General features: G+C 69.6%; 12 protein-coding genes. 11 read left to right on the top strand and 1 reads right to left on the bottom strand.

Annotated elements, in window-relative coordinates; translation table 11 throughout:
• Nucleotides 1-81: 81 nt before the first annotated feature.
• Entirely contained in the window at nucleotides 82-2172 is a 2091-nt protein-coding gene (locus H507_RS0108725) for a cytidylate kinase family protein (protein WP_022910336.1), read from the top strand.
• Nucleotides 2173-2206: 34 nt separating this feature from the next.
• Nucleotides 2207-3877 carry a nuclease-related domain-containing DEAD/DEAH box helicase gene (locus tag H507_RS0108720; protein ID WP_022910335.1) on the top strand — a complete coding sequence of 557 codons (1671 nt, stop codon included), beginning with the start codon at nucleotides 2207-2209 and terminating at the stop codon, nucleotides 3875-3877.
• Nucleotides 3878-3880: 3 nt separating this feature from the next.
• Here H507_RS0108720 and H507_RS0108715 read toward each other — a convergent pair whose 3' ends face one another.
• The gene (locus tag H507_RS0108715) at nucleotides 3881-4531 is read right to left on the bottom strand and encodes a TIGR03085 family metal-binding protein (protein ID WP_022910334.1); all 651 of its coding nucleotides are present in this window, start codon (nucleotides 4529-4531) and stop codon (nucleotides 3881-3883) included.
• Nucleotides 4532-4579: 48 nt separating this feature from the next.
• On the opposite strand from H507_RS0108715, the gene hisI reads away from it, so the two are divergent.
• Genes hisI through lgt form a run of 9 tightly spaced genes read left to right on the top strand, consistent with a single transcriptional unit; the run spans nucleotide 4580 to nucleotide 11706 of the window.
• Entirely contained in the window at nucleotides 4580-5014 is a 435-nt protein-coding gene (hisI, locus tag H507_RS15765) for a phosphoribosyl-AMP cyclohydrolase (RefSeq protein WP_022910333.1), read from the top strand.
• Complete coding sequence (locus H507_RS15760; RefSeq protein WP_022910332.1) at nucleotides 5011-6498, top strand: anthranilate synthase component I; 1488 nt, start codon at nucleotides 5011-5013, stop codon at nucleotides 6496-6498. The genes hisI and H507_RS15760 overlap by 4 nt, the downstream gene beginning before the upstream one ends.
• Nucleotides 6495-6989, top strand: coding sequence for a Trp biosynthesis-associated membrane protein (locus tag H507_RS0108700; RefSeq protein ID WP_022910331.1), 495 nt, complete (start codon nucleotides 6495-6497; stop codon nucleotides 6987-6989). The genes H507_RS15760 and H507_RS0108700 overlap by 4 nt, the downstream gene beginning before the upstream one ends.
• Before the next feature lie 48 nt (nucleotides 6990-7037).
• A complete protein-coding gene (locus H507_RS0108695) occupies nucleotides 7038-7289 on the top strand; it encodes an HGxxPAAW family protein (RefSeq protein ID WP_022910330.1) in 252 nt (83 codons plus the stop codon).
• The gene (gene trpC / locus H507_RS0108690) at nucleotides 7289-8107 is read left to right on the top strand and encodes an indole-3-glycerol phosphate synthase TrpC (protein ID WP_022910329.1); all 819 of its coding nucleotides are present in this window, start codon (nucleotides 7289-7291) and stop codon (nucleotides 8105-8107) included. Before H507_RS0108695 ends, trpC begins: the two co-directional genes overlap by 1 nt.
• On the top strand, nucleotides 8104-9378 hold the full coding sequence (gene trpB, locus H507_RS0108685) for a tryptophan synthase subunit beta (RefSeq protein ID WP_022910328.1): 1275 nt from the start codon (nucleotides 8104-8106) through the stop codon (nucleotides 9376-9378). Before trpC ends, trpB begins: the two co-directional genes overlap by 4 nt.
• A complete protein-coding gene (gene trpA, locus H507_RS0108680) occupies nucleotides 9375-10190 on the top strand; it encodes a tryptophan synthase subunit alpha (protein WP_022910327.1) in 816 nt (271 codons plus the stop codon). The genes trpB and trpA overlap by 4 nt, the downstream gene beginning before the upstream one ends.
• A complete protein-coding gene (locus H507_RS15755; protein ID WP_022910326.1) occupies nucleotides 10187-10828 on the top strand; it encodes an SCO family protein in 642 nt (213 codons plus the stop codon). The genes trpA and H507_RS15755 overlap by 4 nt, the downstream gene beginning before the upstream one ends.
• A gap of 17 nt (nucleotides 10829-10845) precedes the next feature.
• The gene (lgt, locus tag H507_RS0108670; protein WP_026378000.1) at nucleotides 10846-11706 is read left to right on the top strand and encodes a prolipoprotein diacylglyceryl transferase; all 861 of its coding nucleotides are present in this window, start codon (nucleotides 10846-10848) and stop codon (nucleotides 11704-11706) included.
• The last annotated feature ends 49 nt before the right edge of the window (nucleotides 11707-11755 follow it).

Genomic DNA, 11755 nt, shown 5'->3' with positions numbered 1-11755 from the left:
CTGCGCGGGCGGGCAAGGCCGGACGTAGCGTGGATGCATGGCCCCCGGTGGGCCCCGCTCCCACGAAAAGAGTGCTGCACCATGTCCGCCCCGACCCTGGAACTGACGCCGTCCACCACCTCCCAACTGCCGCGGTCGCGGATCTTCTCCTACGCCCTCGGCGACGTGGCGAACAACCTGAGCTTCCAGCTCACGTCCATGTTCCTGATGATCTACATGACCGACATCGTGGGCATCTCGGCCGGGGTGGCGGGCACCATCTACGCGATCACCAAGATCTGGGCCGGCGTCGCCGACCTGATCGCCGGTTCCACCGTCGACCGTGCGCGCACCAGGTGGGGACGGCTTCGTCCGTGGCTGTTGTGGTGCTCGACACCGCTGGCCGTGGTCTTCGTGTTGCTCTTCTCGGTGCCGGCGGGACTCAGTCCGGCCGCCTCGGTCGCGTGGATCTTCCTGTTCGACGCGCTCTTCCAGCTCTTCTACTCCTTCGTCAACATTCCCTACGGTTCCCTGTCGGCTGCCATGACCCAGGACTCGGTCGACCGCTCCCGACTCTCCGGTGCCCGGGCGATCGCCTCCGCGCTGACCGGGGTGGGATTGGCGGCCGTTGTCGCCCCACAGTTCAAGGACACCGCCGCTGACGGGGTACGGCTCACCTTCACCCTCACCACCATCGTGCTGGGCGCCATCGCGCTCGGACTGCACCTGGTGTGCTTCCGCAACACCCGTGAGGTCGTGCCACGCGGCACGGCACGGATCAACCTGCGCAACACGCTGGTGATGGTGCGCCGCAACCGGCCCCTGCTGGTGCTCTGCCTGGGGGCCCTGTTCCTGCTGGCCGCGAACTTCACGATGAATGCCGTGGCCATGTACTACACCCGCTACGTGCTCGGCAACGCCTCGTGGTTCACCTGGCTGATGCTGGCGCAGACCGTCGGGACCATCGCCGCCGCCTCCCTCGTGCCCACCCTGACGATGCGGTGGGGCAAGCGCCGGGGCTACATCGGTTTCGCGGCCGTCGCCGTGATCGCCCACCTGCTGGTCTTCCTCGTCCCCGGCGGCGAGGGCAGCCTGTTCATCGCGATGATCGCCTGGCTGCTGCTCGGCATCGGGATGGGCGGCACCAACGCGCTGATGTTCGCCATGCAGGCCGACACCGTCGACTACGGCGAGTGGCGCACCGGCATCCGGTCCGAGGGAGGCTCGTACTCGATCCTGTCGTTCGTCCGCAAGGTCGGCCAGGGTGTCGGTGGGGCGGTCGGTGGGGCCGTGGTGGGTGCGTTCGGTTACGTGGCCCAGGCGCCTTCACAGAGCGCCCACGCGTTGACCGGTATCAAGCTGTCGGCCGGGCTGGTGCCGGCCGGGCTGGCCGTGCTGGCCGCGTTGGTGATCATCTTCTACCCGCTCACCGCCGACCAGCACCGCTCCCTGGTGCGTGAACTCAGTGACCGTCGCACTCGCGCGGCAGCCGCCGAACAGGGCGTGGACGAGGTCACGATCACCGGTGTCGGCGACGGTCGCGACACCATGGTCACCGTTCCCCCCGCGACGCTTGGTGCGCAGGTGCCGCCGATCGTCACGATCTTCGCCCAGTACGGCTCGGGCGCCTCGGTGATCGCACCGGCGGTGGCCGAACGGCTGGGGGTGCGCTTCATCGGGCAGGCCTTCAGCCACGAGCAGATCGCCGATCCCACGGGGCGCAGCGACAACCCAGGCATCTGGGACCGGTTCCTGCAGACCTTCCAGGACGCGGGGTCGTCCGACTCGGAGATCTCGCGGGCCGCGCACCAGAGCCTCGACCACACCATGGTGGTGCGCAACACCGACGAACTGCTCGCCGGGGTGCAGAACGGTGCCGTGGTGCTCGGACACAACGGTCAGGCCGTGCTGGCTCGTGCCGTGGGGGCGCTGCACGTGCGGCTCACCTCGCCGGTCAGCATGCGTACCCAGCGCGTGGCCTACCTGACGGGACTGCCCGAGGACCAGGCGCTGGCCAGGCTGCGCAACGACGACAGGCTCCGCGCCGAGATGTCGATCAGGCTGCACCAGGTCGACCCCAACGACGACACCTTCTACGACCTCGTGCTGAACACGGCCACCTTCACCTTCGACCAGGCCGTCGATGCCATCGTCGACGTCTACCGGACGAAGTACCCCACGGCCGTGCTCTGAGGCAGATGTCGGTGCGGCTTGCCATGATGGGCCCATGGCTCGCATCCTGCCCCCGACCGAGGAATGGTCGGACTCCGAACACCCCGTCATGAAGGCGCTCCACCAGACCCTGACCGACGAGGACGTGGTGCTCGTCCACCTCAACCTGATGGAGGCCGACCGTGACCGTGAGGTCGACTTCCTGGTGATGATGCCCGGCACGGGTTTCGCCGTGGTCGAGGCCAAGGGAGGGCTGGTCAGCCACGACAAGGACGGGCAGTGGTGGACCAGGTCGAGGGGCAGCAGGTTCGCGAGGGTGGACCCCGTCGACCAGGCCAGGCGCGGCAAGTACGCCGTCATCGAGCGGTTGGAGCGAGACTCCCGCTGGGGGCGCAGGGGACGGATCGCATTCGTGCACAGTGTCGCCGTTCCCTTCTCGGAGTTCCCCGACACCTGGCACTCCGCTGACCTGTCCCGCTCAGCGCTGCACGACAAGGCCGACCTGCCCCAGATCGGCGGACGACTCCGGCGCCTGGTCGCCGAGCTCCGCCCCGGCGACCGGGTGCCCGACCACGACGACATCGAGGTGGCCGTCGAGATCCTCCTGGGCGGCGAGGTCTGGCAGGACGGTCCGCGACCCGAGGCCGACCTGCGGGCCGGCCAGGTGGCGCGGCTCACCACCGAGCAGTACTCCCTGCTGGGCGTCACGCGGCTGCTGAACCGGGTCGAGGTACGGGGGAGCGCCGGGTCCGGCAAGACCACGTTGGCCCTCGAGCAGGCCCGCCAACTGGCCGGCGGACGGCAGGGACACCCCGCCCAGAAGGTGGCGGTGATCTGCTACACCCACGGCTTGGCCGAACACCTCAAGCGTGAGGTCGCCAGCTGGCCCCGACGCTCCCGGCCCGCGTTCGTCGGACGCTACGACGAACTCGCCGAGGACTGGGGCATCCCACCCCATGACCGCGACGACTCACAGTGGTGGGAACAGGAACTCCCCGCGCAGATGGCGGAGGCCGCCAAGCAGCTCGACGAGGTGCAGAAGTTCGACGCCCTCGTGGTCGACGAGGCACAGGACTTCGCGGATGCCTGGTGGACCCCGCTGTTGGGCTGCCTGCGGGACCCCGACAGCGGTGGCATCTACACCTACGCCGATCCTGACCAAGGGGTGTTCGGGCGTCGTGGGACGCCCGGGGTGCCCATGGTTCCGCTGGTGCTCGACCACAACCTTCGCAACAGTCGTCAGATCGCCGAGTCGCTGCGCCCCTTCGCCCCCCACATCCGCCCACGCGGGTTGGACGGGCCGGCGGTCCGCTTCGTCGCGGCCGACCCTGACCAGGTGGTCGGTGTGGCCGACGACCTGGTCGACGAGCTGCTGGGCGAGGGCTGGGCCCCGGGCGATGTCGCCCTGATCACCACTGGCAAGCGGCACGAGGTGCAGCGGGAGCTGTTCGACCGGTACGGCAACCAGGGGTACTGGGCGAGCTTCTTCGCCGGCGACGAGGTCTTCTACGGAACCGCCCTGGGGTTCAAGGGCATGGAACGCACCGTGGTGGTGCTGGCCGTCAACGACGGGCGAATGGATCCCGAACGGGCGCGGGAGCGCCTCTACGTGGGCATGTCACGTGCGACCGATCTGCTGGTCGTCGTGGCTGATCCCGATCACATCGTCCGCGTGGGAGGACGCGACCTGGCCCACAAGTTGGGGGTCACCACCCCCCACCGGTGAGGGTCACAGGCTGATGGCGGCGGCCTCGAGGGCTGACTGGCCCTCCTCGTCGGCGATCACCGTGACGTCGGCGTGGGCGCCGCGGCCGTAGCCGGCCAGCAGCAGTTCGCTGGCGCGTCCCTGCAGGGTGACGGTGTGGCTGCCGGGGCGGACCCGCAGCGACTCGCCGGGGGTGCCGTCGGCGCCGACCCGTTCGAGCACCAGCCCGGCGTCCACCTTGCGGAAGATGGCGCGGGCCAGCAACTTCAGCCGCTTCCAGCAGAACTCCTCGACCTCCTCGGGCAGTTCACGCGGCGGCAGTGGCGGTGTCTGGGCCCGACGGACGTCCTCGCAGTGGATGAAGAACTCCATGGCGTTGGCGCCCTCATCGACCCCGGGCACCCGGAACGGGCTCCATTGCCCGGGCCCACGCCGCAGCCTCTCCACCACCTGCGTCCACGGTTCGGCCGCCAGCACCTCGGTCATCCGACGTTCGGTGTGCGCGGCCAGCGGTTTGAGCACGATCCCGCCCGCTGCGATGGGGTCGTTCTCGCGGACGATCAGGTGCGCGGCCAGGTCGCCGGTCGTCCAGCCCTCGCACAGCGTCGGCTGGTCGGGGCCCAACTGGTCGAACAGGTCACAGATCAGGGAACGTTCGTCGGAGGCGATGGTCACCTGCCCCACCTTAGGCCCGGGCGAGCAAGCCGGGCCATAATGGGCGCCATGCCTTCTGCCGACCCCCGGTCCGGACTGGACCCCGCCCTCGCTGGCCGCCTCAAGCGCAACGAGGCAGGACTGGTGGCCGTGGTCACCCAGGACGCGACCTCCGGCGAGGTGCTGATGCAGGCCTGGATGAACGACGAGGCCCTGGCGGCGACGCTCGCCACCCGCCGGGCGACGTACTGGTCGCGCTCGCGCGACGAGCTGTGGGTCAAGGGACTGACCAGTGGTCACACCCAAGTCGTGCGCGAGGTGCGACTCGACTGCGACGGCGACACGGTGCTGCTGAAGGTCGACCAGACCGGCGCAGCCTGCCACACCGGCGACCGCACCTGCTTCGACTCCGATCTGCTGCTGGCCGACCCCCTGCTGGCCGACCCCTCGCCCGCCACCCACGTGCACCACCTGTCCGATCAGCAAGCCATGGAGCGCCCGTGACCATCACCCCCTCGCTGCACGAGTTCCGGCGGCTGGCCAGCCAGCGCCGGGTGATCAGCGTGCACCGACGCGTCCTGGTCGACGACCTGACGCCCATCGGCATCCACCAGACCCTGTGCGGTGACCGCGTCAACACCTTCCTGCTGGAATCAGCCGATGCCGGGGTCTGGTCGCGGTGGTCGTTCATCGGGGTGAACTGTTCGACCACCCTCACCGAGACCGACGGACAGGCCGTCTGGCTGGGTCGTCCCATCGCGGGGTTGCCGACCGAGGGTGACGTGCTCGAGGTGCTGGGCGCCACCATCGACGCGCTGCACACCGAACCTGCTCCCGACCTGCCCCCGTTCACCTCGGGTCTGGTGGGTTACCTCGGCTACGACTGCGTGCGCCATCTCGAGAAGCTGCCCGAGACGACGGTGGACGACCTGGGGATCCCCGAGCTGATGATGCTGGTGACCACCGACCTCGCCGCCTATGACCACCACACCGGTGAGTTGTGGCTGATCGCCAACGCCATCAACTTCGACGACTCGGATGCCGGCGTCGACGAGGCCTGGCGTGACGCGGTCAGCCGGGTCGACGCCATGGCCGACGTTCTCGCGCGTCCCCGTGGACGACGCCTGCGCGAACGCTCCAGCCAGCCCGACCTGCCGATCCACTGGCAGCGTGGCGCGGGGGAGTACCAGCAGATGGTGCGCGACGCGGTCGAGGAGATCCGGGCTGGTGAGGCCTTCCAGGTCGTGCCTTCCCAGAGGTTCGAGTTGGCCACCAACGTTCCCGGCATCGACGTGTACCGCGAGCTGCGGCTGATGAACCCCAGTCCCTACATGTACCTGCTGACGTTGCCCGGTTTCGAGATCGTTGGCGCCTCACCGGAGGCCCTGGTCACCGTGGTCGACGGGCGGGCCGCCACCAACCCGATCGCGGGCACCCGCCCGCGTGGCGCGACCATGGCCGACGACCAGCGCAACGAGGAGGAGTTGCTCGCCGACCCCAAGGAGCGCGCCGAGCACATCATGCTGGTCGACCTGGGTCGCAATGACCTGGGCCGGGTCTGCAGCCCCGGCACCGTCGAGGTCACCGAGTTCATGAAGGTGGCCCGCTACTCCCACGTCATGCACCTGGAGGCACGGGTCGAGGGAGAGGTGGCCGAGGGGCGCAACGCACTCGACGTCACCCTGGCCTGTTTCCCCGCCGGCACCCTGTCGGGTGCACCCAAGGTGCGCGCCATGGAGATCATCGACCGGCTCGAACTGACCAGGCGCGGCGTGTACGGGGGCGTGGTGGGCTACTTCGACTTCGCCGGCAATGCCGACACCGCCATCGGCATCCGCACCGCACTGTTGAAGGACGGGCGGGCCTATGTGCAGGCCGGTGCCGGGATCGTGGCCGACTCCGTGCCCGACACCGAGAACGACGAGACCCAGCACAAGGCCCGGTCGGTGGTGAACGCGGTGCGCCGCGCTGCCGGGGTGAGCCGGTGAGGCGCTGGTACGCCGCCGTGTCGTGGGCCGTCGCCGCGGGGCTCTCGGCCGTCGCGGGTCAGCGCACCTGGGCCCATGACGGGGTGCTGTCGGTGTCGGGTGCCGACGCCACCGGGGGCCTGGTGACCACCCTGGCTTGGGCCAGCGCCGCACTGGCCCTGTTGCTGCTCGTGGTGCGACGACGGGGTAGCAGGGTGGTGGGCGCGCTCGCCCTGGTGCTGGGCATCGGCGCGCTGCTGTCGGGACTGACCGCCTCCTTCCCCGCCCAGGACCTGCCCGCCGCCGTCGCCGCCCAGGCCAACCGGGATCCGTGGCGCTTCGCGTTCGCGGGGGCCGGGCTGCTGTTGGCACTCGGTGGCGTGGTCGCCCTGGTCACCGCGGGGCAGGCGGGTCGTCGTCCCGATCGGTACAGCCGACGCGCCGAGGCCACCGATGCCGACCTGTGGAAGGCCATGGACGCGGGACACGACCCCACCGAGGACCCGCGATAGGCTGCGCTCACCCTCACATCCCAGGGGCACGACCACGAGAGGACGACCATGGCTGACACCACCGAGGCCATCACCACCGCCACCGCGGGTCGCCGCAGCAAGCCGGTGCGTCACTACCACCATGGCCGCAGCCCGGCTGCCTGGACCGGCGTCGTGCTGGCCAGCGTCGGATTCCTGCTGGCGGCCATCGCCGCCGTCACCGGACCCAACTGGGTGCTGGCCATCGTCGGTGGGGTGCTGATCGTGCTGAGCCTGGTCATCAGCGGCATCCTGAAGGCCGCTGGCTTCGGCAACGGCTGATGAGTGTGCTCGACAGCATCGTCGCCGGTGTGCGGGAAGACCTGGCCGTTCGTGAGCAGCTGACGCCCCGGCGCGACCTCGAGGCCCTGCTCGACCGGGCGCCCGCCCCCCGGGACCCACGACCCGCGTTCCGACGGGCGGGGGTCCAGGTGATCGCAGAGGTGAAGAGGTCGAGCCCCTCGAAGGGCGCCCTCGCCGACATCCCCGATCCCGCCAGCCTCGCCGCCCTGTACGAGGCAGGCGGCGCCGCCGCCATCAGCGTGCTCACCGAGAAGCGGCGCTTCGGTGGCAGCCTCGCCGACCTCGACGCCGTCCGTGACCGGGTCGACCTGCCGGTGTTGCGCAAGGACTTCATGGTCACCGAGTACCAACTGGTCGAGGCGCGGGTGCACGGTGCCGACCTGGCGCTGCTGATCGTCGCCTCGCTGGACGACGCCGAACTGCGTCGCCTGCACCGGCTCGCCCTCGACCTGGGACTCACCCCCCTGGTCGAGGTGCACACCCCGGACGAGGCGAAGCGGGCAGCCGACCTGGTGTCCGAGGACCCAGCCGAGGCCGTGATCGGCGTCAACAACCGCAACCTGGTCACCCTCGAGGTCGACATCTTCCAGTTCGGCTCCTTGGTCGCCGAACTCCCGGCCACTGCCATCAAGGTCGCCGAGAGCGGCCTGACCGGGCCACAGGACGTCGCCCTGGTCGCCCAGCAGGGGGCCGACGTCGTCCTGGTGGGAGAGGCGCTCGTGCGCCATCACGATCCCGCCCACGCCATCGAGGCGATGCTCGCCACGTCAACCCCCACCACGGGAGGAAACCTGTGACCGAACCGCGCGCCACCCATCCGTCCGGGGCCCCGCTGCCCGACAAGGGCGGCCACTTCGAGGAGTTCGGGGGCAAGTTCGTCCCCGAGGCCCTCTATGCCGCCCTGGCCCAGCTCGAGGATGCCTTCGACGCCGCCCAGCAGGACCCCGACTTCGCGGCCGAACTGAGCCGTCTCCAGCGTGACTACGCCGGCCGCCCCACCCCCATCACCGAGGCCACCCGGTTCTCGGAACACTGCGGTGGTGCGCGCATGCTGCTCAAGCGCGAGGACCTCAACCACACCGGCAGCCACAAGATCAACAACGTGCTGGGCCAGGCCCTGCTCACCCGCCGGATGGGCAAGCGCAGGGTGATCGCCGAGACCGGCGCCGGGCAGCATGGCGTGGCCAGCGCCACCGCCGCGGCGCTGCTCGGGCTCGAGTGTCGCGTCTACATGGGCAAGGTCGACACCGACCGGCAGGCCCTGAACGTGGCCCGCATGCAGATGCTCGGCGCCGAGGTGGTGGCGGTCAAGGCCGGTTCGCAGACCCTCAAGGATGCGATGAACGAGGCCATGCGTGACTGGGTCACCCATGTCGACGACACCCACTACCTGATCGGCACCGTCGGCGGCCCGCACCCGTTCCCGAGGATCGTGCGCGAGTTCCAGCGGATCATCTCGACCGAGTCGAGGGCGCAGGTGCTGGAGAAGTACGGACAACTGCCCGACGCGGTCTGCGCCTGCATCGGTGGCGGCTCCAACGCCATGGGCATCTTCGCCGACTTCATCCCCGACGAGGGTGTGGGCCTGTACGGCTTCGAGGCCGGGGGCGACGGGGTCGACACCGGACGCCACGCCGCCAGCATCACCGCGGGTTCGCTCGGCGTGTTGCACGGGGCCCGCACCTACGTGCTGCAGGACGAGGACGGGCAGACCGTCGAGTCGCACTCCATCTCGGCGGGGCTCGACTACCCGGGGGTGGGTCCCGAGCATGCCTGGCTGGCCCGTACCGGACGGGCCACCTACCGTCCCATCACCGACACCGAGGCGATGGACGCGCTGATGCTGCTCACCCGGACCGAGGGCATCCTGCCAGCCATCGAGTCCGCCCACGCCGTCGCCGGTGCCCAGAAGTTGGCATTGGAGTTGGTCGAGCGTCCCGAGTTCAGGACGAAGCCACCGACCATCCTGGTCAACATCTCGGGACGCGGTGACAAGGACGTGTCAACCGCGCTCGAGTGGTTCGGCATCGACGGTTCCGTCGACCGTGAGACCGAGGAGGTCAGGTGAGCAGCAGTGCCCAGGCGATCCTCACCGCCAGGACGCAGAACCGGGCGGCGCTGGTGGGCTACCTGCCCGTCGGGTACCCCGACGTGGCCGGGTCCTTCGATGCGCTGCGCGCGATCACCGAGGGATCGGATGGTACCGGGGTCGACCTCGTCGAGATCGGCGCGCCGTACTCCGACCCGGTGATGGACGGACTGGCGATCCAGCACGCCGCCACCCGGGCGCTCGAGCGTGGGGTGAGGACCGCGGACGTCTTCCGCGCCGTCGAGGCCGTCACCGCCACCGGGACGCCGGCCGTCGTGATGACCTACTGGAACCTGGTGGAGCACTACGGGGTCGAGCGCTACGCCCGCGACCTCGCCTCGGCCGGGGGATCGGGACTGATCACCCCCGACCTCACCCCCGATGATGCCGAGCCGTGGATCGCTGCCAGCGAGCAGCACGACCTCGACCGCATCTTCCTGATCGCACCCTCGTCGACCGACGAGCGGATCGCGCTCACCACCCGCGCCTGCCGGGGATGGGTCTACGCCACCGCCGTCATGGGTGTCACCGGAGCCCGGCAGCAGACGTCCTCGGCCGCTCCCGACCTGGTGGCGCGCATCCGAGCCCAGTCCGACCTCCCCGTGGGAGTGGGACTGGGGGTCTCCAACGGTGACCAGGCCGCCGAGATCGGGGCCTATGCCGATGCGGTGATCGTCGGTTCGGCGCTGGTGAAGGAACTGATCGACAACGAGCGCACCGGATCGTCCGACCTGTCTGGTCTGCGCGCGGTGGTGGACGACCTGGCCGCCGGCGTGCGCCGCGCCCGATGAAGCTCTCCAGACGCGCGCTGCTGGGTTCGGTGACCGCTGCCGGGGCAGCCGTGGCCGTGTCCGGTTGCTCGTCATCGGCGCCGGCCACCACCGGTGGTCGTCCGGGCGGCTATGCGGCCGGTACCGAGATCACCTCGACCGGCTGGAAGCTGCCCATGGCCGAGCTCACCGACACCACGGGTGCGGTAGCCCCCCTGAACTCCCACCACGGGTCAGCGGCCACCCTGGTCTTCTTCGGCTACACGAACTGCCCCGACGTCTGCCCCGGCATCATGGCCGACCTGGCCAGCGCCCTGCAGCGGGTCGACGCACGGGTGCGTGAGCAGGTCAAGGTCGTGATCGTGACCACCGACCCGGCCCGGGACACCCCAGCGGTGCTGAAGGCGTACCTCGACCGGATCGATCCCGGTTTCGTGGGCCTGACCGGGAAGCTGTCGGTGATCGTCAAGGCGGCCTCCCAGATCGGTCTCAGCATCGATGACGCCACGAAACTGCCCTCGGGCGGTTACGAGGTCACCCACTCCACCCAGGTGATCGGATTCGGCAGGGACGAGACCGCGGCCGTGCTGTGGTCGACCGGTACCAGCGTCGCCGACTACGTCACCGACATCGCCCGTCTCGTCAACCAACAGAAGTGAGCCACCCGATGCCCGAACTGGTCTGGCTGTCGATCCCGAGCCCTTCCTGGAACGGCTTCAACCTGGGGCCGCTGCGGGTGCACGCCTACGCCCTGTGCATCCTGGCGGGGGTGATGGTCGCCTGGCTGCTGGTCAGGCACCGCTACCGCGTCCGGGGAGGAAATCCCGAACAGGTCGAGTCGCTCACCCTGTGGGCGGTGCTGGCGGGCATCATCGGCGCGCGGATCTACCACGTCACCACCGACCCGGAGCTCTACTTCGGGCCGGGCCGGGACTGGTACCGGGCCTTCTTCATCTGGGAGGGAGGGCTCGGCATCTGGGGTGGTGTGGCCGCGGGTGCCCTGGTGGTGTGGTGGCTGTGCCGCCGCTGGCAGGTCAACTTCGGCGCCGTCGCCGACGTGATGGCACCCGCCCTGCTGATCGCCCAGGCCATCGGACGACTGGGGAACTGGTTCAACCAGGAACTCTTCGGAGGGCCGACCACCCTGCCCTGGGGGTTGGAGATCGCTCCCCAGTACCGTCCCGTCGGATATGAGCAGTTCGCGACCTTCCACCCCACCTTCCTCTACGAACTGGTGTGGTGCCTGCTCGGTGCCGCGCTGTTGCTGGTGCTGGAGCGGCCGTTGCGGCTGGGTCGAGGCAAACTGATGACCAGCTACGTCATCTGGTACACCCTGGGTCGCTTCTTCATCGAGGGCGTGCGGATCGACAAGGCCAATCAGTTCGGGGGACTGCGCGTCAACGAGTACGTCTCGCTGGTGGTCTTCCTGGCGGCGGTCGCACTGCTGGTCGTCCAGTTCGTGAGGTACCCCGGACGCGACCCGCAGCCCTTCGTCCAGATCCCGGACGAGGCAGAGGCAGCCAGTCCTGCTGTGTGAGATTGAACCGCTTGCCACCCGGGCACGCGTGAGCCGATTGGAGTCAACG

This window comes from Aestuariimicrobium kwangyangense DSM 21549 (genome assembly GCF_000421525.1).
In the GTDB taxonomy this organism is placed as follows: domain Bacteria; phylum Actinomycetota; class Actinomycetes; order Propionibacteriales; family Propionibacteriaceae; genus Aestuariimicrobium; species Aestuariimicrobium kwangyangense.
Note: the sequence above shows the minus strand (reverse complement) of the source record. Positions and strands in the feature narration are given on the sequence as shown.

Bases quoted from the DNA above. Each gene is read 5' to 3' on its own strand.
- H507_RS0108725 (WP_022910336.1), top strand. From the start codon at position 82: ATGTCCGCCCCGACCCTGGAACTGACGCCGTCCACCACCTCCCAACTG.
- H507_RS0108720 (WP_022910335.1), top strand. From the start codon at position 2,207: ATGGCTCGCATCCTGCCCCCGACCGAGGAATGGTCGGACTCCGAACAC.
- hisI (WP_022910333.1), top strand. From the start codon at position 4,580: ATGCCTTCTGCCGACCCCCGGTCCGGACTGGACCCCGCCCTCGCTGGC.
- H507_RS0108695 (WP_022910330.1), top strand. From the start codon at position 7,038: ATGGCTGACACCACCGAGGCCATCACCACCGCCACCGCGGGTCGCCGC.
- trpC (WP_022910329.1), top strand. From the start codon at position 7,289: ATGAGTGTGCTCGACAGCATCGTCGCCGGTGTGCGGGAAGACCTGGCC.
- H507_RS15755 (WP_022910326.1), top strand. From the start codon at position 10,187: ATGAAGCTCTCCAGACGCGCGCTGCTGGGTTCGGTGACCGCTGCCGGG.